This window comes from Sphingobium sp. TomTYG73, from assembly GCF_055394245.1.
Genome location: NZ_AP027339.1, coordinates 726,979 through 750,781 on the forward strand (window position 1 = coordinate 726,979; position 23,803 = coordinate 750,781).

Sequence of the window (23,803 nt, forward strand, 5' to 3'; positions counted from 1 at the left end):
CACCGGTGCGATTCGCTATGCTGCAACGATGTTTGGCATGGATCGTTCCCGCAGCATGAAGGCCAGTCCAGACCGATGAACGCCGCGACCACTACGCCATCCTCCACGCAGATGGAGCGGGACGCACGCCTTGTGACGGCGCGGGACCATAAGGTTGCGCCGGGCGAGATCGCCATTGGAGTCATCATCGGGCGGACGTCGGAATTTTTCGATTTCTTCGTCTATGCGATCGCGTCGTGCATCGTGTTTCCGGCGCATGTCTTTCCCTTTTTGAGCCCGCTGGCGGGGACGCTTTGGTCCTTTGCCATCTTCGCGCTGGCGTTTGTGACGCGGCCGATCGGGTCGTTCATCTTTATGGCGGTGGATCGGGCTTATGGGCGGGGCGTGAAGCTTACTATCGCGCTGTTTTTGCTGGGCGGATCGACTGCGTTTATCGCGTTCCTGCCGGGTTATGAGACGGTTGGTATCTGGTCGGCGGTGCTGCTGGCGGCTCTGCGGGCGGGGCAGGGGATTGCGCTGGGCGGGACGTGGGACGGGCTCGCGTCGCTGCTGTCGCTCAACGCGCCGCAGGAAAAGCGCGGCTGGTATGCGATGATGCCGCAGCTGGGCGCGCCGCTGGCGCTGGTGGTGGCCAGCGGGTTGTTCGCATTCTTCCTGTTCAATCTGTCGCGGGCCGACTTCCTTGATTGGGGCTGGCGCTATCCCTTCTTCGTGGCGTTCGCGATCAATGTGGTGGCGCTGTTCGCGCGGTTGCGGATCGTGGTGACGCATGAGTTTGAACGGCTGTTCGAGGCGCGTGAGTTGCAGCCTTCGCCGGTTATCGAGACGGTGCGGATGGAGGGGCGGAATATCGTTATCGGCGCGTTCGCTCCGCTGGCGAGCTTTGCGCTGTTTCACATGGTGTCGGTGTTCCCGCTGTCGTGGATCGCGCTTTATACGAAACAGCCACTGGAGCGCTTCCTGGTGATCGAGGCGATCGGGGCGAGCGTTGGCGTGCTGGCGATCGTTGTGTCCGGATTTGTTGCGGACATGGTGGGGCGGCGTAAGCTGCTTGCCTGGTCGGCGCTGGGGATCGGGATTTTCAGCATTGCTGCGCCGTTGCTGCTCAATGGCGGGGAACTGGCCGAGATCGCGTTCATGATCCTGGGGTTCATGCTGCTGGGGTTGAGCTTTGGGCAGTCTTCGGGCGTGGTGGCGTCGAATTTCTCGACGGCGACGCGCTATACGGGGTCTGCGCTGACGTCGGACCTTGCCTGGCTGGTGGGCGCTGGGTTCGCGCCGCTGGTGGCGCTGGCGTTATCGGTCACGTTCGGACTGGCGGCGTCGGGGGTTTACCTGTTGTCGGGCGCGATCGTCACCGGGCTTGCGCTGTTCATCAACAAGGAACTGGCAGGCAAGGATCGTTAGGCCGCCTGCCGCATCCGCGTGAGCGCCTTTCGGTCGAACCAGCCGGTTGGGCCGGGCCGGGGTGAAAGACGCGGGAGCCACGCGGCGTAAAGGTCGCGCAGTTCGGACGGCAGGCCTCCAGGGCCATCGCGCCCCATGATGTCGGACACGATGCGGTTCTGGAAGAAGCGCAGCGAATAGTTGGTCATCCGGCGATATTGCATGCGCCAGCTTGCAGGGTTGGTGAGGCGGACGGGTTCGCAGAGGAAGCCTGCCTCTTCGCATGGCGCGACACGCTCACGCTGCCATGCGGTGTCGGTTTGCAGATCGGTATGAGCCCAGGCCGCGACGAGGCCGTCGTCACCGATCAGATCGTTGGGCAGGCGCAAGGCCCGCGCGCGGATGCGGTTCACGAAATGGCCGGACAGTGCGTAAAGATCGCCGAAGAGACCGCCGTCTGTTGACAGAAGGTGGCGGTAATGCGCGGCCATGCGGCCATTTAGCGGCATGCCCGCCGCCGCGTTGATCCCGTCGCCTCCTACCGCTGCCACCAACGCGTCGATGGAGCCGGGGGCGATCTGGGCGTCGCCGTCGAGGAGGATGACGGCTTCGTCGGTTCCGTCCAGCAGATCATGGATCAGGTGGTTCCATGTTCGCGATTTGCCGCCCTGGGCGATGTCATGCACGCGGACATTGGCGCGTCCGGCTGTGATGTCGCGGGCGCGGGAGGCGGAGGCGTCGGTCGAGCCATTGACGAGGACATGATAGACGGTGTCCGCCCGGTCCAGCGGGAGCGAGGCGAGGCAGGTGGCGATCCGCCGCTCCTCCTGATGGGCGAAGATGCCGACGGCGATGCTCATGATGTCAGCGGAAGTCCCAGCCTTGTTGGCCATGGTCGACCTGATCAAGGCCCTCTGCCGCTTCCTCTGCCGTTAGACGCATGGGCAGTACGGCCGATAGCAGCAGCGCGACGATAGAGGTTCCCGCCATTGACCAGAGGGCGACGGCGATGACACCGGCCAATTGGCTCAGCATGGCCGCTATGAGGCTGATGTCGCCTTCGAAACCGACGCCGCCAAGGAAAGGCTGAACGAAGAGGGGCAACAGCAGAGCGCCGATCAGGCCGCCGAGCCCATGCAGCAGGAACACCGACGCTGGATCATCGACGCCGCGCCCGAAGGTTGCCTTTGCGATGCGGCAGAGAAGCGCGGCGACAAGGCCGATGAGCATCGCCCCTCCGGGACCCGAAAGGGCGGCGGAGGCGGATATGGCGGCCAAGCCAGCGACCGCGCCCGACATGATGCCGGTGGCGCTTACGCGGCCCGTCGCGGCGCGATCCGACAGCGCCCATGCGAGCGCGCCCGCGCAGGCCGCGAAATGCGTGTTGAGGATGGCCGTGGCGGCATTGTCGGTGGCGCCAAGAGCCCAGCCGCCGGAAATGCCCGCCCAGCCGACCCAGATCAATGCGCCACCCGCGAGGCTGAGTACAGGTGCGTGGCTCGTGGCGGCATGCCGGGGGCGGCGGCCGAGGATCAGGGAAAGTGCGAGCGCTGAAAAGCCTGCGCTCATGTGCATGACGAGGCCGCCGGAAAAGTCGATGACGCCGAGCGCTGCAAGCCAGCCGCCGCCCCAGATGCCATGAACCAGCGGGGCATAGACGATCAGCAGCCAGAGCGGGGCAAGGGCCGCCATCCAGCCGAAGCGCGCGCGTCCCGCCGTGGCGCCGGGGAGGAGGCATACGGCAAAGAGTGCCAAGGCCATCTGGAACAGAACGAAGGCGGATTCGGGAACGGTCAGCCCAGCCTTGAGGGAGCCGAGGTTGGCGAGCAGAAGATTTGCGCCGCCGCCGAGCCATGCGCTGCCCGGTGCGAAGCTGAGGCTATAGCCCGCGATGGCCCAGGCGAGCGATGCGCCCGCCGCGACCGTCAGAAGCTGGGTGCTTGCCGAGAGCGCGCTTCGTACATTGACGAGGCCCGCGTGGCGCAGGAGCAGGCCCGGAAGCCCGGCGAGCAGTATGAGGAGGGCGCAGAGGATCATCCAGGCCGTGTCTCCGCTGTCCGGGACGGCCACCGCTACCTGTGCTTCTGCCGTTTGGGGCGAGGCCATGAAGAGGAAGAGGAGGAGGGCACGAGCGAACATGGGACGATCCGATATGTCTGGTGCCCTATGGTCTATGGGGTGGCGGTAAACACTTTGATAAGGTTAGTTGGGGTGGGGTTGTGGGGGGTGACAGGTCTAGCGCTCTGCGTTTGCTGGAATCACTCAATCCCGTTCGGGCTGAGCTTGTCGAAGCCCTCTCCTTTCTAAAAGGAAGTAAGGCCCTTCGACAGGCTCAGGGCGAACGGTTGGGGAGGGAGTGTGATTTATATTACGCCCGCTAATAGGCTTCGCCACCGCAGGAGATGCGGCCCGTGCCGCGATTTTCGACCTGGCAGGCGGCCTTGCCGACGATGGTGACGTCACCCGAGCCTGATGCCGATATCTTGGCGGTCACGTCTGCGGTCAGGGCGACATTGCCGGGGCCGTCATTGCTGACCGTTGCCTGGCGGACGCGCAGGCCATCGGCAGCTACGGCGCCCGGACCATTTACGCGCACTGTTGCTATTGCGGCTCTCCCGGCCAGCGTTGCGCGGCCTGCGCCGGCGAGGCCGAGGCTGAGTTGATCGAGGTCAACCGCCGCGACACTGACGTCGCCATTGCCGCCAAGCACGATCTCTCCGCGCAAACCCTTCATACGGCTGACCGAGATGGAGCCGCCGCCGGTCAGCACCAGCCTTTCAAGCGTGCCGGTCGAGAGCCGGACGGTGGCACGGCCGCCGCTTTTCTCGCCGGGTTGGGCGCGGTCCATCCTGATGGTCAGCAAGCGCCCCGACACATCAATGTGCAGCCGTTCGATCAGGGATTGATCGCCATCGACTTTGGCGGAAGCGCCAGCGCCGGTGGTGATGATCACCTCCACCGGCGCATCGACCCGGATGGCGTCGAAGCTGGTGATGGTATAGCCGCGCGTTGCAGCCATGGCCGGTAACGGTAGCAGCGAAGCGGCTACTATCATGAGGTGGAGGGGCTTTCGCGATCGACCTGTCATGGTGCCGCCCTACCGCAAAACGCTTTCGACAAAGTTGATAGCGTCGTGCCTTGAGGCGGCAAATTCCCACGCGATCAAGTTGATCAGACGCCGCAAAGAGGGGCTTCGTCAGGCGAGGCCGACTTCCTTCAGCGGGACCGAGGAATCGGCCAGCTGCGCCTGATCAAGCAGTGCGCCGGAAAGGACGTGGGCGCGGCCCTGCACATAGTCCTTCACTGCATTGACGCAATCGAGCGCGATGAGCTTTCCGGCCTTCAGATATAGGACTGAGAAGCTGCGGGTTGCCGGATCGCCGCGCAGGATGGTGTGGTCATGGCCGATCGAAAGGCCCACGGTCTGGAGCTTCAGATCATATTGGTTGGACCAGAACCAGGGCACGGCGTCATAGGCTTCTTCCTTGCCCATGATGTGAGCGATGGCCGTTTTTGCCTGATCATTGGCGTTCTGCACTGACTCAAGGCGCAGCTGGGCGCCGCGCGCGAAGCGGTTGGCGTGGGATGCGCAGTCGCCGACAGCATAGATGTTGGGCAGGCTGGTGCGGCAATATTCATCGACATCGACGCCATTGCCGCCAACAGCGCCCGCTGCGATCAGCGGGCCGGTTTCGGGGATGATGCCGATGCCGACGATCACCATGTCGGTTTCGATCCGCTCGCCATCCTGCATCAGCACGGCGGTCGCCTTGCCGTTCTGCACCTCGATGCAGTCCATCTTGGCACCGGTGCGCAGATCGACGCCATGGGCGCGATGTTCGGCTTCGTAGAAGCGGGAGAGTTCTTCCCCAGCGACGCGGGCGAGGACGCGGTCGAGCGCTTCGAGCAGAACAACCTTCTTGCCGAACTTCGTCAGGACGGCGGCTGCTTCCAGCCCGATATAGCCGCCGCCGATCACGACGACATGATTGATCTGGTCCATCTTCGCCATCATGGCGTCGACATCATCGCGGCGGCGGACGGCATGGACGTTGGGCGCGTCGGCGCCGTCGCAGGTCAGCATGCGCGGGCTGCCGCCCGTGCACCAGATGAGCTTGCCGTAGGAGATATGCTCGTTGCCGACGGTGACGGTCTGGCTTTCCGGATCGACAGCCTTCACCCGGTGGCCGAGCAGCATGTCGATCTTGCGCTCTTCCCAAAAGGCGGCGGGGCGGATGAGGATGCGATCGAAGCTCTTGTCGCCCGCGAAATATTCCTTCGACAGCGGCGGGCGCTCATAGGGCGGGTATTTTTCGTCACCGATCATGGCGACGGACCCTTCAAAGCCGAGTTGACGAAGCGAAATGGCCGCCTGCGCGCCTGCATGGCCCGCGCCTACGATCAGAACGTCATAATGGCTCATCGGCCAGCATCCCCTCAGTCCAAGTTGCTGCCGTCCTTGGCGCGCTTTCCCCGGACTGACAAGGGGTAGGGGGACTTTTGAAGTTAGCGGGGCAAAATATAAAATAGCGGATGGCCGCCTGTCCCCCATGGCGCTGCCATCCCTGACTGTGGCATAGGCGCTCGCCAAAGTTGGGGGTTTTCTGCCTTATGGCTGACAAGGATTTGCCGGTTAGCGGGGGGAGCCATGCAGCGCATGGTCCGCTACACGGCCTCGCGCTCGGCGCGTTGGGGGTAGTGTTTGGGGACATCGGGACCTCTCCACTCTATGCGCTGAAGGAAAGCTTTGTCGGCCACCATCCGCTGACGGTTGACCCGGCCCATATCTATGGCGTGCTGTCGTTGATCTTCTGGACCATGACCATGGTTGTCACGGTCAAATATGTGTTCATCATCCTGCGAGCCGACAATAATGGCGAGGGCGGCAGCATGGCGCTGCTGGCGCTGATCGGGCGGCGGATGGGCGAAACGCGCTGGACACCGACGGTCGCGGCGCTGGGCGTGCTTGCCACCGCGCTCTTTTATGGCGATGCGATCATCACGCCGGCGGTATCCGTCCTCTCGGCGGTAGAGGGGCTGACGGTGGTGCAGGCCGGGCTGACGCCGTTGGTGCTGCCGATCGCGATCGTGATCCTGATCGCCCTGTTCGTGATCCAGAGCATCGGCACGGCGCGAGTCGGTGCGCTGTTCGGCCCGATCATGGTGGTCTATTTCCTGGCGCTCGCAATTCTGGGCGTCACCAATATATGGCGGCACCCGGAGATCTTCGCCATCGTCAATCCTTGGTGGGCGCTGCGCTTCTTCCTGATCGACCCCAAACTGGCGTTTCTTGCTTTGGGATCGGTAGTGCTGGCGGTGACGGGGGCGGAGGCGCTTTATGCCGATATGGGGCATTTCGGGCGCAAGGCGATCAGCATCGCGTGGCTTTACGCGGCGCTGCCGTGCCTGATGCTCAATTATCTGGGGCAGGGGGCGTTGCTGCTCGATGAGCCAGCGGCGGCGCAAAATCCGTTCTTCCTGCTTGCCCCCGAATGGGCGAGGCTGCCGCTGGTGATCCTGGCGACCTTGGCAACGGTGATCGCGAGCCAGGCGGTCATATCCGGCGCCTTTTCCGTGACGCGGCAGGCGGTGCAGCTGGGTTTCCTGCCGCGCCTGCGCATCCTGCATACCAGCGCATCGGCGGCGGGGCAGATATATATGCCGCTGATCAACTGGACGCTGCTAGTGCTGGTCATCATGCTGGTGCTGGGCTTTGGCAGTTCGAGCAATTTGGCGGCGGCCTATGGCATTGCGGTCACTGGCACGATGGTCATCACCACCTGCATGATGGGGGCGTTGATGTTCAGCGTCTGGCGCTGGAACCCGTTCGTCGCGGGCATGGTGACGGGCCTGTTCCTGATCATCGATGGCGCATATTTCCTGTCGAACGCGACGAAGATCCCGGATGGCGGATGGTTCCCGCTGCTGGTCGCGGCCATAGCTTTCCTGGTGCTGACGACCTGGGCTTCTGGGCGACGGATCATGCGTAACCGTCTGCGCGAAGATGCGATGGACCTCGACTTGTTCATCAAGTCGGCCGGAGCGTCGTTGAAGCGGGTGCCGGGTACGGCGATCTTCCTATCCTCAACGACGGAGGGTGTTCCGCCGGCCCTGCTCCACAACGTCAAGCACAACCGCATCCTGCATGAGCGCAACATCATCCTGACCGTGCGCGCGGAAGATGTGCCGCATTTGCCCTATGACGGCCGCACCAGCGCCGAAGATCATGGCGCGGGGTTCTATCGCCTGATCCTGCGTCACGGCTTCATGGAAAATGTCGATGTGCCTGCGGCGATGAAGGCGGTACGCGACTGCGGCGGGCCGATTGGCGTTGCCGACACCAGCTATTTCCTCAGCCGCGAGACGCTGGTGCCGTCATCCCGGCCCGGCATGGCCATTTGGCGCGAGAGGCTGTTCGCCTGGATGGTGCGCAATGCGGAAAGCCCGATGGCGTTTTTCAAGCTGCCGACCAATCGGGTGGTCGAACTGGGGTCGCAGCTGGAAATCTGATCTAGCGATCACGCCGATTGCTGATGGCGGGCAAGCCATAGGCTGGCGGGGCATTAGTTAGCCGATCTCTTTCTGACGAGCGATGAGCACGCTGATCGGCGAATTGCGGACGATCGCGGCGGCGTTGGAGCCCAGCACGCGGGATGAGAGCGACGGTTGATGTGATCCGATAATGATGAGGTCGGCGCCCACCCGCTGCGCTTCATCCAGAACTTCATCGCGCACTCGGCCGCGATGGGATGCGAAAGTGGCATGGGTCAGGCCGAACTCGGCTTTCCATTCGTCGACTTGTCGCTGGGCCTCTGTGATCTCCTGCGTGTCGAAGTCGACGGTGATCGCGCCTTCATAATTCACTGGCAGAAAGTATCGCACATAAAGGATATGCACTTTCGCGCCGCCTGCGGAAAGCGCTGCTGCTGCTTCCAGCGCGGACTTTGCGTGATCAGGATCATGGATGTCGATAGCGACCAATATAGATGAAAAAGCCATGGTCTCTCCTTTCTTGACCATAACTTCTATCAGGAGGGGCGAGCCGAAAGGTGTAGCGTCTGTAACAAAGAGTTTCAGACGGGACGGCAGTCCGCTGCATCGACGCGGTGACCAAGGTCCGATGCCGGTTTAACGCTAGGTGAAGAGTTACTCGCAGGGATCACGGCGGTCAGAGCACACCAAGAGCCACCTAAAAAGGCGGCAAGGCCGATGATCGCGCTTACTAAAGCCGTCCATTCAAAAACATTTCCGATGGCTGAACTGCGGTTTACGTCCTTCTCCCACTTAAGAGATCTGCCGTGCATTTGCTCCTGTGCATTCCAAGCTCCGGAAATGTCTTGCTGCCAGTAAGCTGACTGAGTGACATAGGCGGTCAGGTTTGAGAAGAGGGTGGCTCCGAGCCCGATGGCGAACATGAAGAACGCCCACCAAAGCCAATACCTATCCGCCGCCAAATCGCTATTTCCAAGCAGGGTAAAGAGGGCAACTATGGCGCCCCCATTAACGATCATCAGTGATTTCCATAGCGATTGAGCAAAATTGCTAATCGATTCTAGGCGGATCATCGCGGACGATTGAAAAAAATGCTGATCGAGCGCAGCAATTTTTCGATCGTCATCGTCAAACATGGGAGCGTTGGGCATGGCGCTACAATCGGCTCTGCATGGCGCGCACGCAATGCGGTTAACTATTCAGCCGGAGAAAACGGAACCACGCTAGCCGCGAAAACGGCAGGTGTCGGGCATAATGCTGCTAAGAAACATGGAATAAACTTTGGTAGCGGAGGAGGGACTTGAACCCCCGACACGCGGATTATGATTCCGCTGCTCTAACCAGCTGAGCTACTCCGCCCCATGGGCTGCGCCGGGCAGTCGCCCTGCGGTGCGCGCGCTATAGGCAGAGCGACTTGTGGGGTCAACGGGGTTTGGCGACGGCTGTGCAAATTCTCTTCAGGGCAGGTCGCCGGACATCGTGCGCGGGGAAATCTTGGTCGGCGGCCTTTTTGCGCTTGCAATCGTTCCGTCACGTTGCACTAATGTTGCAATGCACAACCGGGCTCTGCCCGAGGGAGGATCGACGCTTTGCCCTTCCACGAAATGTTTGAGCCGGATGGTTCGATACGGCCTTGCTATGCCGAAGTGCAGAATTGGGTGGAACGGACGGGCATCGCGGGGCTCAACCGCAGGTTGGATGAAGCGGAAGCGATCTTCAGGCGGATCGGCATTACTTTTGCGGTCTATGGCGAGGGCGGCGATCCGGAGCGATTGATTCCGTTCGATCTGTTGCCGCGTATATTCACCGCGCAGGAATGGCGGGTGCTGGACCGGGGCATCCGGCAGCGGGCACGGGCGTTGAACGCGTTTCTGCATGATGTCTATCATCGGGGAGAGATTGTGAAGGCGGGGATCATGCCCGCCGACATCATCTACCAAAACAGCGCCTATCTTGCCGAGATGGCGGACTTTACCCCGCCGGGGAAGGTGTACAGCCATATCGTCGGGATCGACATTGTCCGCACCGGGCCTGCGCGATTTGAGGTGCTGGAGGATAATTGCCGCACGCCGTCGGGCGTGTCCTACATGCTGGAAAATCGCGAGATCATGACGCGCATGTTCCCCGAACTGTTCGCACAGGGGCTGGTGGCGCCGGTCGATGATTATCCTGCCGAGTTGCTCAAGAGCCTGAAGGAAGTCGCGCCGCCCTCGTGCAAGGGTGATCCTGTGGTCGTGCTGCTGACGCCGGGATCGCTCAACAGCGCCTATTATGAACATAGCTTCCTGGCCGACCTGATGGGCGTGGAGCTGGTGGAGCCCGCGGACCTGTTCGTCGATGAGGATCGGGTGTGGATGAAGACGACGCTTGGCCCCAGGCAGGTCGATGTCATCTATCGCCGGATCGATGACGAATATCTTGATCCGCTGGTGTTCCGGCCCGATAGCCTGCTGGGCATTCCCGGCATCTTCAACGTGTATCGCAATGGCGGGGTGACGCTGGCTTCGGCGCCGGGCGCGGGGATCGCGGATGACAAGGCGGTCTATATCTACGTTCCGGAGATGATCCGATTTTACCTGGGTGAGCAGCCGATCCTGGGCAATATCCAGACATGGCAGTGCGGGAAGCCGGACGAATGCGCCTATGTGCTGGAGCATCTGCACGAACTGGTGGCGAAGGAGGTTCATGGGTCGGGCGGCTATGGGATGCTGATCGGTCCCAAGTCCACCAGTGCGGAAATCGCCGCTTATGCGGAGCGGATCAGGGCCAATCCGGGCGAGTTTATCGCGCAGCCGACGCTGGACCTTTCGACGGTGCCTACTCTTGGTCCGGCTTCGGTGGTGGGTCGGCATGCGGATTTCCGGCCCTATTGTCTGGTGGGCAAGCAGATCAGGCTGGTGCCGGGCGGGCTGACGCGGGTTGCGCTGACCGAAGGGTCGTTGGTGGTGAACTCCAGTCAGGGGGGTGGGGTGAAGGACACATGGGTGTTGCAGGACTGATGGAGGTGCGCGTCCCTTTTCTTCATCGTCATCCCAGCGGAAGCTGGGATCTCTTGAGGCTGCGTGGTGCCCTTGCGCCTGAGATCCCAGCTTTCGCTGGGATGACGGGGAGGAGGTGGGTGCGCCCATGCTGAGCCGGACCGCCGAGAATCTCTACTGGATGGCGCGTTATATGGAGCGGGCGGAGGCTACGGCTCGTTTGCTTACCATGGGACAGCGCATGGCGATCCTGCCGGGGGCGCATCATCGCGACGAATGGCGGTCGGTCGTGCGGGCAGCCGGGGTCGATGGCCTATTTCCCGAAGGCATACAGGTGGCCGAGAGGGACGCCATATCCTATCTGATGCTGGACCCGGATAATTCCAGTTCCATCCGGTCCTGCCTGCTGAAGGCGCGTGCCAATGCCAAGTCGGCGCGCACGATGTTGACCCAGGACATGTGGGAGGCGTTGAACGAAGGTTGGCGCAAGCTGGACAGCTATGATGTGGGGGAAGCGCGGCAGCAGCTTCCGGCGCTGATCGATTGGGTGAAGACGCGGGTCATGACGTTCCGGGGTGCGGCGCATTCCGGGCAGTTGCGCAATGAAGGGCATGACTTCCTGCGGGCCGGGTCGGCGCTGGAGCGGGCGCAGATGACGTTGCGGCTGTTGGACGTTAAATATTATGTATTGCTGCCAGAAACCGAGGTGATCGGGGGCAACCGCGATCATTATCAGTGGACGTCGGTGCTCTACGCTCTGTCTGGAGCACGGGCCTATCATCATGTCTATGGCGGCACTTATACGCCCTGGCAGATCACCGATTTCCTGATGCTGAACCGGCTTTTCCCGCGCAGTGTGGCCTATTGCTATGAACAGCTTGCCTATCGGCTCAATCGGCTGGCGGGTTGGCACAATGGGCGGGGCACGTGCCATGAGACGGTGCGGCAAATGGTGAACGATCTGGAACAGTTAGACAGCGGAGAGATTTTCCGCGTCGGTCTGCATGAAACCGTGTTGGGCGGATTGAAGATGACCAACCAATTGGGCGCGGAGATCGCCCAAACCTATCATTTCGGATGAGGGAGCGTCGCACGCCTTGAAACTGCTGGTCCGCCATCAGACGACTTATCGTTATGCCGCGACGGCAGGCCGGGTGGCGATGCGGTTGAAGCTGATGCCGATCGACACCGCGTCGCAGAAGATACTCGAATGGCAGGTCAGCGTGAATGGCGAGCCGGTCGAAGGGTTCCGCCGCAACAGCTTTGGCGAGATGGAGGCTGTCTGGATACGGCATGACCGGCTGGACAATGCGGTGGTCGTTGCCGAAGGGTTGGCGGAGACGAGCGAGACGAGCGGCGTTCTGGGCAATGGTGAGGGCCGGGTGCCCTCCGTCTATTTTCTGCGGGAAACGCAGCTGACCCGAACTTCCGACGCCATTCGGGAGATGGCGCTTTCCCTGCCGGATGATGGGGGGACGCTGGCGCGGCTGCATGCCTTGTCGGCGGCGGTCAGCGACGCTGTAGCCTATCGGGGTGGCGTGACGTCTTCGGATACCACGGCGGCGGAGGCCTTCGCGTTGGGGGCGGGAGTTTGTCAGGACCATGCGCAGATATTCATTGCGGGCGCGCGCGCCCTCGGCATCCCGGCGCGATATGTGACGGGATATCTGCTGGCGGAGGGGGGCGTTGCCCTGCATGAAACCCACGCCTGGGTTGAGGCGTGTGTGCCGGATCTGGGCTGGGTCGGGTTCGATCCGTCGAACCGGGTTTGTGTGACGGAACGCTATCTGCGGCTGGCGTCGGGCCTGGATGCCAATGCGGCGGCGCCCATCCGGGGGTCCGTGACGGCGGCGGGCGATATCTGGATTGACGCGGACGTCCGGATCGCGCAGGCGGAGGACGGGGTGGAAGAAAGGCAGCTGCAACGGCAGCAACAGCAAAGCCTTCAGCCTACCATCCCGCAGGGTTGAACGGATATAGGAGCCCGGTGGGCGATGACCTATTGTGTGGCGGTGCGCGTGGACCAGGGATTGGTCATGCTGTCGGACACTCGCACCAATGCGGGCATGGATAATATTGCCCGCTTTCGGAAAAGCTTTACCTACAGCGTGCCGGGCGAACGGTCGCTGGTGCTCATGTGTTCGGGCAACCTGTCCATCACGCAGGGCGTCAAGACGATGCTGGGCCGCGCGATCAAGGATTCGCAGGTCGATCCGGACGTTGAAAGCATCCTGAACTGCGCGACGATGCACCGCGCGGCGCAACTGGTGGGCGATGCGATGTGCGAGATGCAGCAGCATTATCGCAGCACCATCGAAATGCAGGGATCGGGTGCGGATGCCTCCATCCTGCTCGCGGGGGAACGGCGGGGGGGCAAGCCGCGCCTCTACCTTATCTATTCGGCGGGCAACTTCATCGAAGCGACGGAGGACACGCCCTTCTTCCAGATTGGTGAGCATAAATATGGCAAGCCGATTCTGGATCGGATCATCAAGCGCGAGACGAGTCTGGAGGACGCGACAAAGGCGGTGCTGGTGTCGATGGATTCGACGTTGCGATCGAACCTGTCGGTCGGCATGCCGCTGGACCTGACCGTGATCGAGCGCGGCCAGTTCGATTTCCGTGTCCGCACCCGTATCGAGGCCGATAACGAGGAATTTCAGCTGCTTTCGCTCAGCTGGTCGGCGGCGCTGCGCAAGGGGTTTGAGGACCTGCCCAACGTCATTGACTGACGGTTGGAGTGGCAGGGGAGGCGTAGCTTGCCCGCGCCCAAGCAATTCCATGCGATAGTCAGGCTTGCGCGCCCGGCGCTGCTGCCTATTTCATCCCGACAAACGAATCCAAAGAGCTGGGGAATCTGATGACCGCTACCCATTCCACTCGCATGCTGATCCTCGGTTCGGGGCCGGCTGGCCTGTCCGCAGCCATTTATGGGGCGCGCGCGGGGCTGGCTCCGATCGTGGTGCAGGGCATGCAGCCGGGCGGGCAGCTGACCATCACGACCGACGTCGAGAATTATCCGGGCTTTCGCGACGTGATCCAGGGGCCGTGGTTGATGGAGCAGATGCAGGCGCAGGCCGAGCATGTCGGCGCGCAGATGATGTATGATCAGATCGTCGATGTCGATTTGTCGGAGCGGCCTTTTCGCCTGACGGGCGATAGCGGGACGCGCTATTTTGCCGACTCTCTGGTGATCGCGACGGGCGCGCAGGCGAAATGGCTGGGTACGGAAGGCGAGCAGCTGTTGCAGGGCAAGGGCGTTTCCGCCTGTGCAACCTGCGATGGCTTTTTCTATCGTGGCAAGAAGGTGGTGGTGATCGGTGGCGGGAATACCGCTGTCGAGGAGGCGCTGTACCTCACCAACCATAGCCATGACGTCACGCTGATCCATCGCCGTGATTCGCTGCGGGCGGAGAAGATCTTGCAGCAGCGGCTGTTTGCGCATCCGAACATCAAGGTGCTGTGGAACCAGAAGATCGAGCGGTTTGTGGGCGGCGGCAATCCCGAAGGGCTGGTTGGCGTCGATCTGGTCGATACGGTCACGGGCAAGGCTTCGCATATCGAGACGGACGGGGCGTTCGTGGCGATCGGGCATCAGCCTGCCACCGAGCTGTTCGCGGGCAAGCTGCCGATGGATGAGGGCTATTTGATCGTGGAACCGGGTACGACGCGGACCTCTGTTCCGGGGGTGTTCGCGGCGGGTGACGTCAGCGACAAGATTTATCGGCAGGCGGTGACGGCGGCGGGTATGGGCTGCATGGCGGCGCTGGACGTGGAGAAGTTCCTGGCCGAGGCGGATTTCGAGGCGATGGCGGCTGAGTGAGAAAGCGTGGAGCGGGGTGCGCGTTGCGTGCCTCGCTTTGCTGGGTGAGGGGGAGCTTCGCTACCCTCCGTTCGCCCCGAGCTTGTCGAAGGGCTTTTATTTCTTTTAAGTGAAGTGAAGGGCTTCGACAGGCTCAGCCCGAACGGGGATTAGGTGTCTGATAGACTGGGGAAGCGCTCAGGCCTCTATCTTCGTCCGCGCAAAAGCGACTAGCGTGCCGAAGGTCTCGAAGGTTTCGCCGTCAATATCGTCATCCTCGATCAGGATGTCGAGGCGGTCTTCCATTTCCGTCAGCAGCGTGGCTACGGCCATGGAGTCCAGTTCAGGCAGAGCGCCGAACAGGGGCGTGTCGGCATCGAACGCATCGACGCGTTCCTGCGACAGGGCCAGCACATCGCGAAGCAGATCGCGCATCGCGTTTGACATGTCGCTTGTCCGGTCGACCGGCATAGAGGTTTTCGCCCGCATGATGGGGGGCTTACCTAATCGTTCCGCCTTCAGCCCACAAGGGCGGAAATCGCGGTTCGCGCGGCGGGAATCCATGTCGAGGCAAATCGTGGATTGAAGAAGTCGAGACGGTGGAGCGTTTGCCGCTGCTCCATCCATTCCGCCTTGTAGGGATTGTCGCCGGTGCCGTAGTCGATCACGCTGACCTTGTCGGTGTCTATGGCATGGGCGAACATCGCGTGGCTGAGCAACGTGCCTGGAGAAGCGCCGTCGAAAGCGCGATCATGTGCGAGCTTGTGGATGAGGGCGACGTCATTTTCGACGGTCCAAAGCTGGGTCGCCACTGGCTGGCCGTTGAGGCGCGCGAAGCCGAGCCGTAGGGTTCCGGCGGCGGCCTCTCGCTCTGCCAGCGCGCGCAGGAAGGAGAGGCCGGGCTCGGGCTGCTTCCAACTGCTCGCATGTACCGTCACATAGTCGTGCCACAGCGCGTCATCGACCTGATCGCGAATCTCGATGGTGAAACGGCTGGATCGGGCCTTGCGCTGGACCTGATTGCGCAGGCGGGTTGGCCGATCCGCCCAATAGGCGGCGAAGTCACGGCCGTGCAGGGCGAGCATATGGCGTCCACCCATGGGCCGGCGTACGCCGAACCAGCCGCTACGCCGGAAGGCATCGAGGAGCATTTCCGCCGTATCGCCTACCGGATAAAAGTCGATGTGGCGGCCGGTCTTGAATAGTTCGGCGGCGAGTATCTCTGCCAGCCGGTGACGCATCGGTTCATCAGGATCGCCGAGATATATCGGCGACCAGGCGAAGCTGTACCAGTTGGCGAGCGCGCTCTGCCGTTCGGGAGAGGGCGACAGCAGGAACAGCCATGCTTCGACCTGTCCCTCGATCGCCTGAAGGACGCGGACTTTTTGGTTGTTGAAGCAATGTTCGTGCAGCGGTTCGAACCAGTCGATGCGATCGAACAGGGAAGGTGTCGAGGCGCGATCCATCCGTCCGCCCAGCGCCTGCCGGGCATCTGCGATCGTGCTGTATTCCCTTGTGACCAGCAAATCATTATCTCCCCGGCACTGTCCCCATGCCTTAGGTGAAAAGTCTGGAAATGGAGTTAAGCCGAACCGCCCTGATTGATGGCGAGGAAGTTCGCCCGATCGACCACCTGCTGTTGCGGGGTGAGGCGGCGCGTCCGGCGCTGGATGGCCGATCGGGGTCGCAGGATTATGCCGAGCTTGAGACGACGCTGGGTTGCCTGGCGGGGTGGCTGGCGGGGTTCGGGCTGGAAAAGGGCGCGCGGGTTGCAAGTTGGATTGCCAAGGGGCCGGTCGCGGCGCTGATGCCATTGGCGGCCCCGCGCGCGGGACTGGTGCATGTGCCGGTCAATCCGCTGCTGAAACATGCGCAGGTCGCGCATATCCTCGCCGATAGTGGCGCGCTGTTGTTGATTGGTACTGCGGCGCGGCTCGATACTTTGAAGTCCGATGATGTGCCGGGCGACTGCCGTTTGTTGCGGGAGGAGGATGCGGCGGCGGCCATGAGCGGTGGGGATGGAATGCCGCCCTCCGAGGCCGGGCCGTATGATCTGGCGGCGATCCTCTATACCAGCGGTTCGACCGGGCGGCCCAAGGGGGTGATGCTCAGCCACGCCAATCTATGGCTCGGCGCGGCGAGTGTGGCGCGTTATCTTGGCTTGAGTGCCGAGGACAGGACCTTGTGCGTGCTGCCCTTCAGTTTCGATTATGGGCAGAATCAGTTGTTTTCGACCTGGTATGCGGGCGGGTGCGTCTATCCGCTCGACTATCTGACGGCGCGTGACGTCATGAAGTCGGTGGACAAGCGTGACATCACGACATTGGCCGGGGTGCCGCCGCTTTGGGTGCAGTTGACCGAGCTTGAGTGGAAGCCGGAAGTGGCGGGGAAGCTGAAGCGACTGACGAATAGTGGTGGCGCGCTCACCCGGCCGTTGGTGGCTAAATTGCGCGGCCTTTTTCCCGAGGCCGACCTTTATCCCATGTATGGGCTGACGGAGGCTTTTCGCTCCACCTATCTGCCGCCAGCCTTGGTGGACAGCTACCCGGACTCGATGGGATCGGCGATACCGCATGCGGAGATACTGGTTGTGCGGTCTGATGGCAGCCTGACGGACGATGATGAATCGGGTGAGCTGGTTCATTGTGGGCCGCTTGTGGCGCAGGGTTATTGGCAGGATGAGGCGCGCACGGCAGAGCGGTTCAAGCCTGCGCCGCCGTCCTCTCGCTATGGCGGCATGGCGGTTTGGTCAGGGGATAGCGTGCGGCGGGATGCGCGGGGGTTGCTCTATTTCGTTGGGCGCGATGACGCGATGATCAAATCCTCGGGCAATCGCATCAGTCCGACAGAGATTGAGGAAGCAGCGGTGGCGGTGCCCGGTGTTGCGGAGGCCGTCGCGCTGGGGATTAAGGATGAACGGCTGGGGCAGGCGGTGCTGCTGCTCATCCGCTCGGCCGACGCTGATGCCGAGGCGACGGTCGAAGCGAGGTTGAAGACCGAATTGCCGAACTTCATGCAGCCCCGGACGATTATCAGGCTGGCGGATTTCCCTCGGACGCCTAATGGCAAGATCGACCGAGTGGCACTGGCCAAGGAATATGACAGATGAAGCCGATGGGACCTGTTCCGCCCTTCTTCGAGGGTGAGGAAGGCATGCTGCTGATCGGCGGATGCGGCGCGGCGAGTCTGGTGGATGAGGCGGGGGATACGCCGCTGTTCGTCTATGACATGGGCGTGGTCGAGCGGCAGGTGCGCGATTTGCGGGAGGCTATGCCGCCGCGGCTGTCGATCCATTATGCGGTGAAGGCGAACCCCTATCCGGCGCTGCTGGAACGCATGGCGCGGTTGGTTGAAGGCTTTGACGTGGCTTCGGGCGGGGAAATGGCGCGAGCGCTGGAAGCCGGGATGGACGCCGCGCATGTGAGCTTTGCTGGGCCGGGCAAGCGCGACGATGAACTTGCCGCCGCGATCGACGCTGGCGTGACGCTGAACCTTGAGTCGGAGGGTGAAGCGCGGCGTGCGCTTGCCATTGCCCAGAAGCGGGGGCGGACGCCCCGGCTGGCGGTGCGGGTCAATCCGGATTTTGACCTGAAAGGGTCGGGCATGCGCATGGGCGGCGGGGCCAAACCCTTTGGCGTCGATGCGGATCGGGCGGCGGGGCTTGCACGGTCACTGATCGATGCGGGAGCCGATTGGCGCGGCTGGCATATCTTTGCCGGATCGCAGGCGCTGGATGCGGAGGCGCTGATCGACACGCAGGCGGCAACAGTGGGATTGGCGGCGCGGCTTTCTGACGCCGTGGGAGCCACACCGCCGCTCGTCAATCTGGGTGGGGGATTTGGTATTCCCTATTTTCCTGGCGATCAGCGGTTGGAAATTGCGCCGATCGGGGAAGCGCTGGGCCAGACGCTCCATGCGCGTCCTGACATATTGGCGGAGAGCGAGTTTGCGATGGAGCTTGGCCGCTGGCTGGTGGGGGAGGCTGGCGTCTACCTGACCCGTGTGGTCGATGTGAAGCAGAGCCAGGGCGAGACGTTCGTGGTTGTCGATGGCGGCTTGCATCATCAATTGGCGGCGAGCGGGAATTTCGGCACGGTGGTGCGGCGTAACTATCCGATGGCGGTGGCGAACCGTTATGGCGCGCCGCCTGCGGAGGAGGCCGTCACGGTCGTGGGGTGTCTTTGCACGCCGATCGACAAGCTGGGCGACAAGGTTGCTTTGCCGCCGGTGGTGGAAGGGGACCTGATCGCGATCTTCGCGGCGGGGGCCTATGGCGCTTCGGCGAGCCCTTCCGCCTTTTTGGGGCACCCGCCTGCGCTCGAACTATTACTTGGCTGATATACCAATAGTTTGACGCCTAACCGTATCTTTACCCTTTAGCGGCAAGAAGAGGCCCAAAGCCTATCGCTTTGCGGCCGCTTCACCTGTCTAGCGGCTGTGCTGGCGTGCGGTCATGTCATGAGGTGAAGATATGCGTTTCCTGTCGGTTTCCCGGGCTCTGATCGGCGCATCGCTGCCTGCTTTGGCGCTGTCGGGCTGCGCTTCGGGAGGCGGTGGTCCCCAGTTGCCCTCTGCGTCCTTTGTGGCGCAGCAGGAAGGGCCGGGCGAGGAATATGTGATCGGGCCGCTCGATGACCTGACCGTCTTCGTGTGGCGCAATCCGGAACTTGGCGCGAAGGTTCAGGTGCGGCCGGACGGGCGGATTACCACGCCGCTGATCGCCGACATGCCGGCCGTGGGCAAGACGCCCAAGCAGCTGGCTGACGACATGAAGGTGGCGCTCACCAAATATATTGAAAATCCGCTGGTGTCGGTGATCGTCAACAATTTCTCGGGCACGTTCAGCCAGCAGGTGCGGATTGTCGGCGCGACCGAAAAGCCTGCCTCCATTCCTTATCGTGCGAACATGACGCTGCTTGACGCCATGATCTCCGTCGGGGGGCTTAGCGAATATGCGGCGGGCAATCGGGCGCGGCTCGTTCGCTTCAACAAGGAACAGGGCAAGCAGCAAGAATTCAACGTCCGTATCGGCGACCTGCTGAAGCGCGGCGACAGCAAGGCGAATGTCATGCTGGCCCCGGGCGATGTCATCATCATTCCGGAAAGCATGTTCTGATATGGCCGGTCTTTACGACGAACTGCTGATCGCTCTTCACGGCATATGGACCCGGCGCTGGCTGGCGCTGGCCGTGGCGTGGGGTGTGTGCATGCTGGGCTGGCTGGGCGTGGCCCTGGTGCCCAACAGCTATGAGAGCAAGGCGCGGGTTTATGTGAACACGCAGTCGCTGTTGCAGGACAAGGTCGGCATTACGCAGGTCCAGTCGCAGCAGGACCTTGATCGCGTCCGTCAGACGCTGGCCAGCACCGCCAATCTGGAGCGGGTGGTCAAGGAGACCGATCTCAACCAGACGATCAGCGGCCCGCGCGACATGGCGGCCAAGATCACGGCGCTGCGCGAAGGCATCACCGTGATGGCGCAGGCTGACCCCAGCATGATCGACATCAGCGCCAAGTCGGCGGACTCCAGCCTTTCGGACGGAGCCAATGCGCGGATCGCGCAGCAGGCGGTGCAGAAGCTGATCGAGATTTTCCAGGAAACGAACCTGTCCTCTGATCGCGTCGAGACGAAGCAGAGCCTTGCTTTCCTTGATCAGCAGATCGCGCAGCGCGGACGTCAGCTCGCCGCCGCCGAACAGCGTCGCGTCGAGTTCGAGCAGCGCTATGCCGGGATGCTGCCGGGCGCGGGCTCCATCGGTCAGCGCATGGACGCGGCGCGGATGGAGATCAACAATATCGAATCGCAGCTGGTGCAGGCGTCGAGCGCGCTGAGCGCCATGAACGGCCAGCTTGCCGGAACACCGCAGGTGTTGCCGGGTGTTGGCGCGTCGGGTGGTCCTTCCGCACTGGCGCAGGCGCAGGCGGACCTTGCCGGGATGCGCGCGCGTGGCTGGACTGCTGACCATCCCGACGTGATTGCAGCCCAACGGCAGGTCGATGCGCTGCGCCGTCAGGGCGGCGGTGGTGGCGGGGCGGGCGGTTCGCCCAACCCTGCGTATCTGTCGATCAAGTCGATGCAGGCGGAGCGGGCGGCGACGGTCCAGGCTCTCCAGACGCGCAAGGCGCAGCTTCAGGCTGACCTTAACGCTATGTCATCGCGCCAGACTGACGAGCCGGGCCTCGCCGCCGAGCAGGAGAAGCTTGACCGCGACTATGAGGTGCTGAAGACGCAATATGACAAGCTGCTCGCTGATCGCGAGGATGTGCGCCTGCGCGGCGATGTGAAGACCGAAACGGGTTCCGTCCAGTTCCGCGTGATCAATCCGCCGAGCGCGCCCACCGCGCCGTCCGCGCCCAATCGGCCGTTGCTGCTGCTGGGCGTGCTGATCGTCGGGATCGGCGCGGGCGTGGGGAGCGCTTTTGCCATGGGGCAGCTCAAGGGTAGCTTCCCGACTGCGGCGCGGCTGGAGCGGGCGGTTGGATTGCCGGTCATCGGCTCCATCACTCAGACGGTCAGCGCCGCGCAGAGGGCGGTCGAGAAGCAGCGGTTGAAATGGTTCGCCGGTGCGAGCGGGGGGCTGGCGGCGCTGTGCGTGCTGCTGATCCTCGTCGAATTCATCCAGCGTGGCATGGCCTGAGGAGCGGCAAGATGAACAAGCATAGCTCCCTTTCCAAAGGTTCGCTGATTGAGCGGGCGACGGAAATCTATGATTTCAGCGCGGCCTTGCAGGGGCGTGCCGCTCCTGCGGTCGAGGTGCCTGCTGGCGAGGCGTTGCCTCCGGTGGTGGAGATTGCTCGGCCGGTGGCGGCGGAGGCGGGATATCGCGCGCCTGACTGGCATGGGCCGGTGCAGAGTATCGATCGGATTGCTCTGGCCGAGAATGGCTGGCTGTCGCCCGATAGTCCGGCGACTGCGATCAGCGAGGAGTTTCGGCTGCTGAAGCGCGATCTGCTGGCGCAGCTTGGCGATGATCCGCGCGGCAATCGCGTGCTTGTCTGCTCGGCGCATAGCGGGGAGGGGAAGAGCTTCTGCGCGATCAATCTGGCGCTGAGTTTGGCGGCGGAGAAGGATCGGGAGATATTGCTGGTCGATGCTGACTTCGGCAAGCCGGGCATTCCGGAAGCGCTGGGGCTGACGAGCGGGCCGGGGCTGATGGACGCCATCGCCGATCCGTCGATAGCTATCGAGGATTGTGTGATCCGTACGGACATTCCGTCCTTTGCGGTCCTGCCTGCGGGGCAGCGCAGCAACAACGATACCGAATATCTGGCGTCGGCGCGGACCGAAACGCTGTTGCGCCGCCTGACCGAGGGGCGGCCGGACCGGGTCATCCTGTTCGATTCGCCGCCTCTGCTCGCAGCTTCGGCTGGTGCGGTGCTGGCGAGCCATGCGGCCATCGCGTTGCTGGTGGTGCGTGCCGACCAGACAAGCGAAAGCGCGCTGCGTGACGCGGCGGGGATGCTGAAGGCGGCTGGGCAAGTGCAGTTGTTGCTGAACGGTGTCACCTTCTCGGCCAGCGGCCGCCGCTTTGGCAGCTATTATGGCAAGGGGAGCGACGACGCATGATGCTGCGTACTTCCCTGGGGTTGCTGGGCGCGCTAGCGCTCGCCGCTTCGCCCGCCATGGCGCAGGAGCGAAAGGTCGAAGTCACGCCCTATCTGGGCGTCGATCAGACTGTGCTCGTGCCGCTGAAAGGCGGTGGCGATGTCCTGACCTATACCAATGTGACGGCGGGATTGACGGCGCAGTTGCAGACGCGCCGTGTCGAGGCTGTCGCTGACATTCAATATAATCACAGCTTTGGCTGGGGGCGTGAGGCCAGCGATCAGGATGTGATCAGCGGTATCGTGTCGGGCCAGTATCTGGTGTCGCATGGGCTGACGCTCAATGCGGGCGCGCTTGCGACGCGCATACGCACCGATGGCCTGTCGGGTGCGGCGACGCTGAACGATAGCCAGACGAGCCAGGTTTATGCCGGTTATGTGGGGCCGTCCTATGCCTCATCCTTTGGCGACATCGACGTCACTGCCTCCTACCGCCTTGGCTATGCGCGGGTGGATGAGGATGTGAACGCTGACTTTGCCGGAGCGCCTATCGGCTCCTTCGCGGACTCGGTTTCGCACAGCCTGACCGGTTCGGTCGGCGTGGCGCCGGGTGTCTGGCTGCCGCTCGGCATCGTGGCTAGCGCTGGTTATGACCGGGAAGATGCGAGCGAGCTTGATCAGCGGTTCGAGGATGCCTGGGGCCGGGTGGATGCGACGCTGCCGGTGTCGCCGACTGTCGCCCTTGCCGGCGGTGTAGGCTATGAACGGATCAAGATCAGCCAGCGCTCGCCCGAGCTTGACGGGAGCGGGGTGCCGGTCATCCGCAACGGCCGTTACGTCACTGACGATAGTTCGCCGCGCGCGCTGATCTATGATTTCGACGACATCATCTGGGATGTGGGCGTGCTCTGGCGTCCCAACCGACGCACCTCGCTGGAGGCGCGGGTCGGCGAACGCTATGGCGGCATGACCTATACGGGTAGTTTCGTATGGCAGGGGCGGGGCCAGTCCTTCGCGCTGGTGGTGTTCGACGGCATCGACAGCTTCGGGCGGATCATCACGTCCAATGTCGCGGCGGTCTCGGGCAGCAGCCTGAATGTCGTACGCAATCCGTTCACTGGCGATTTCACCGGCTGCGCCTTCTCGCAAAGCGGCGGAGGGCAGTGCTTTAACGACGCGCTGACCGGGGTTACGGACGCCAATTTCCGCTATCGGGGCGTTGCTGCCCAATATTCGGCGCAGCGGGGTCCATGGGGCCTTGGCGTGGGCCTTGGCTATTCGCAGCGCAAATTCGTGACGCCTTCGGGCCAGGGCGTGTTCGTGCGCGGGACGCGGGACGAGAATTGGTATGGCACGGCATCGCTCAGCTACGTGATCGACAGCCGGTCCAGCCTGGATAGCGCCGTCTACGCCAATTATTTCGATGCAAGCGGCGCGCGGCTCGATGTGCTGAACCTTGGCGCGTTCACCAGCTACAACCGCCTTATCAACCGCAATCTTCAGGCATCCGCTTCGCTTGGGCTCGACAGCGCCAAGGCGGACGATCTGGATGCCGTCATCAACGCCATGGGCCAGGTCGGCCTGCGGTACAGCTTCTAATCGC

General features: G+C 62.7%; 21 protein-coding genes and 1 tRNA gene. 13 read left to right on the plus strand and 9 right to left on the minus strand.

Annotated elements, in window-relative coordinates; all coding sequences use genetic code 11:
- The first annotated feature begins 75 nt into the window (after nucleotides 1-75).
- The gene (locus tag ACZ5TH_RS03750) at nucleotides 76-1,407 is read left to right on the plus strand and encodes an MFS transporter (protein ID WP_464794657.1); all 1,332 of its coding nucleotides are present in this window, start codon (nucleotides 76-78) and stop codon (nucleotides 1,405-1,407) included.
- Here ACZ5TH_RS03750 and ACZ5TH_RS03755 read toward each other — a convergent pair.
- From ACZ5TH_RS03755 to ACZ5TH_RS03770, 4 genes are all read right to left on the minus strand, one after another.
- On the minus strand, nucleotides 1,404-2,246 hold the full coding sequence (locus ACZ5TH_RS03755) for a glycosyltransferase family 2 protein (RefSeq protein ID WP_464795050.1): 843 nt from the start codon (nucleotides 2,244-2,246) through the stop codon (nucleotides 1,404-1,406). The genes ACZ5TH_RS03750 and ACZ5TH_RS03755 overlap by 4 nt on opposite strands.
- A gap of 4 nt (nucleotides 2,247-2,250) precedes the next feature.
- Nucleotides 2,251-3,525, minus strand: coding sequence for an ammonium transporter (locus tag ACZ5TH_RS03760; RefSeq protein ID WP_464794658.1), 1,275 nt, complete (start codon nucleotides 3,523-3,525; stop codon nucleotides 2,251-2,253).
- Nucleotides 3,526-3,763: 238 nt separating this feature from the next.
- Entirely contained in the window at nucleotides 3,764-4,441 is a 678-nt protein-coding gene (locus tag ACZ5TH_RS03765; protein ID WP_464794659.1) for a head GIN domain-containing protein, read from the minus strand.
- Nucleotides 4,442-4,582: 141 nt separating this feature from the next.
- Nucleotides 4,583-5,809 carry an NAD(P)/FAD-dependent oxidoreductase gene (locus tag ACZ5TH_RS03770; protein WP_464794660.1) on the minus strand — a complete coding sequence of 409 codons (1,227 nt, stop codon included), beginning with the start codon at nucleotides 5,807-5,809 and terminating at the stop codon, nucleotides 4,583-4,585.
- 188 nt (nucleotides 5,810-5,997) lie between these two features.
- Here ACZ5TH_RS03770 and ACZ5TH_RS03775 point away from each other — a divergent pair, with 188 nt between their 5' ends.
- Nucleotides 5,998-7,896 carry a potassium transporter Kup gene (locus tag ACZ5TH_RS03775; RefSeq protein ID WP_464794661.1) on the plus strand — a complete coding sequence of 633 codons (1,899 nt, stop codon included), beginning with the start codon at nucleotides 5,998-6,000 and terminating at the stop codon, nucleotides 7,894-7,896.
- Nucleotides 7,897-7,953: 57 nt separating this feature from the next.
- On the opposite strand, the gene ACZ5TH_RS03780 is transcribed toward ACZ5TH_RS03775, so the two are convergent.
- From ACZ5TH_RS03780 to ACZ5TH_RS03790, 3 genes are all read right to left on the minus strand, one after another.
- Nucleotides 7,954-8,385, minus strand: a complete 432-nt coding sequence (locus ACZ5TH_RS03780; RefSeq protein ID WP_460987888.1) for a universal stress protein — start codon at nucleotides 8,383-8,385, stop codon at nucleotides 7,954-7,956.
- Between the two features lie 74 nt (nucleotides 8,386-8,459).
- The gene (locus tag ACZ5TH_RS03785; RefSeq protein ID WP_464794662.1) at nucleotides 8,460-9,014 is read right to left on the minus strand and encodes a hypothetical protein; all 555 of its coding nucleotides are present in this window, start codon (nucleotides 9,012-9,014) and stop codon (nucleotides 8,460-8,462) included.
- A gap of 146 nt (nucleotides 9,015-9,160) precedes the next feature.
- Nucleotides 9,161-9,237, minus strand: a tRNA-Met gene (locus tag ACZ5TH_RS03790).
- A 230-nt stretch (nucleotides 9,238-9,467) separates the two neighbouring features.
- Here ACZ5TH_RS03790 and ACZ5TH_RS03795 point away from each other — a divergent pair.
- The 5 genes from ACZ5TH_RS03795 (at nucleotide 9,468) to trxB (ending at nucleotide 14,679) form a co-directional block, all read left to right on the plus strand.
- On the plus strand, nucleotides 9,468-10,877 hold the full coding sequence (locus tag ACZ5TH_RS03795; protein WP_464794663.1) for a circularly permuted type 2 ATP-grasp protein: 1,410 nt from the start codon (nucleotides 9,468-9,470) through the stop codon (nucleotides 10,875-10,877).
- A 127-nt stretch (nucleotides 10,878-11,004) separates the two neighbouring features.
- Nucleotides 11,005-11,937: an alpha-E domain-containing protein gene (locus ACZ5TH_RS03800; RefSeq protein WP_464794664.1), complete on the plus strand. Its 933-nt coding sequence runs from the start codon at nucleotides 11,005-11,007 to the stop codon at nucleotides 11,935-11,937.
- Between the two features lie 16 nt (nucleotides 11,938-11,953).
- The gene (locus ACZ5TH_RS03805) at nucleotides 11,954-12,826 is read left to right on the plus strand and encodes a transglutaminase family protein (RefSeq protein WP_464794665.1); all 873 of its coding nucleotides are present in this window, start codon (nucleotides 11,954-11,956) and stop codon (nucleotides 12,824-12,826) included.
- 24 nt (nucleotides 12,827-12,850) lie between these two features.
- The gene (locus tag ACZ5TH_RS03810) at nucleotides 12,851-13,588 is read left to right on the plus strand and encodes a proteasome-type protease (RefSeq protein WP_460987892.1); all 738 of its coding nucleotides are present in this window, start codon (nucleotides 12,851-12,853) and stop codon (nucleotides 13,586-13,588) included.
- Between the two features lie 128 nt (nucleotides 13,589-13,716).
- Nucleotides 13,717-14,679, plus strand: coding sequence for a thioredoxin-disulfide reductase (gene trxB / locus ACZ5TH_RS03815; RefSeq protein ID WP_464794666.1), 963 nt, complete (start codon nucleotides 13,717-13,719; stop codon nucleotides 14,677-14,679).
- A gap of 177 nt (nucleotides 14,680-14,856) precedes the next feature.
- Here trxB and ACZ5TH_RS03820 read toward each other — a convergent pair whose 3' ends face one another.
- Both ACZ5TH_RS03820 and ACZ5TH_RS03825 read right to left on the minus strand, forming a co-directional pair.
- Nucleotides 14,857-15,147, minus strand: a complete 291-nt coding sequence (locus tag ACZ5TH_RS03820; protein ID WP_464772198.1) for a phosphopantetheine-binding protein — start codon at nucleotides 15,145-15,147, stop codon at nucleotides 14,857-14,859.
- Nucleotides 15,148-15,176: 29 nt separating this feature from the next.
- Nucleotides 15,177-16,184, minus strand: coding sequence for a GNAT family N-acetyltransferase (locus ACZ5TH_RS03825; protein ID WP_464794667.1), 1,008 nt, complete (start codon nucleotides 16,182-16,184; stop codon nucleotides 15,177-15,179).
- A gap of 50 nt (nucleotides 16,185-16,234) precedes the next feature.
- On the opposite strand from ACZ5TH_RS03825, the gene ACZ5TH_RS03830 reads away from it, so the two are divergent.
- From ACZ5TH_RS03830 to ACZ5TH_RS03855, 6 genes are all read left to right on the plus strand, one after another.
- Complete coding sequence (locus ACZ5TH_RS03830; RefSeq protein WP_464795051.1) at nucleotides 16,235-17,767, plus strand: acyl-CoA ligase (AMP-forming), exosortase A system-associated; 1,533 nt, start codon at nucleotides 16,235-16,237, stop codon at nucleotides 17,765-17,767.
- The gene (locus ACZ5TH_RS03835; protein ID WP_464794668.1) at nucleotides 17,764-18,996 is read left to right on the plus strand and encodes a pyridoxal-dependent decarboxylase, exosortase A system-associated; all 1,233 of its coding nucleotides are present in this window, start codon (nucleotides 17,764-17,766) and stop codon (nucleotides 18,994-18,996) included. Before ACZ5TH_RS03830 ends, ACZ5TH_RS03835 begins: the two co-directional genes overlap by 4 nt.
- Nucleotides 18,997-19,129: 133 nt before the next feature.
- On the plus strand, nucleotides 19,130-19,774 hold the full coding sequence (locus ACZ5TH_RS03840) for an XrtA/PEP-CTERM system exopolysaccharide export protein (RefSeq protein WP_464772201.1): 645 nt from the start codon (nucleotides 19,130-19,132) through the stop codon (nucleotides 19,772-19,774).
- Between the two features lies 1 nt (nucleotide 19,775).
- Nucleotides 19,776-21,293: an XrtA system polysaccharide chain length determinant gene (locus tag ACZ5TH_RS03845; RefSeq protein ID WP_464794669.1), complete on the plus strand. Its 1,518-nt coding sequence runs from the start codon at nucleotides 19,776-19,778 to the stop codon at nucleotides 21,291-21,293.
- Between the two features lie 11 nt (nucleotides 21,294-21,304).
- Nucleotides 21,305-22,222, plus strand: coding sequence for a P-loop NTPase (locus tag ACZ5TH_RS03850; protein ID WP_464794670.1), 918 nt, complete (start codon nucleotides 21,305-21,307; stop codon nucleotides 22,220-22,222).
- The gene (locus tag ACZ5TH_RS03855) at nucleotides 22,219-23,799 is read left to right on the plus strand and encodes a hypothetical protein (protein ID WP_464794671.1); all 1,581 of its coding nucleotides are present in this window, start codon (nucleotides 22,219-22,221) and stop codon (nucleotides 23,797-23,799) included. Before ACZ5TH_RS03850 ends, ACZ5TH_RS03855 begins: the two co-directional genes overlap by 4 nt.
- Nucleotides 23,800-23,803: the final 4 nt, after the last annotated feature.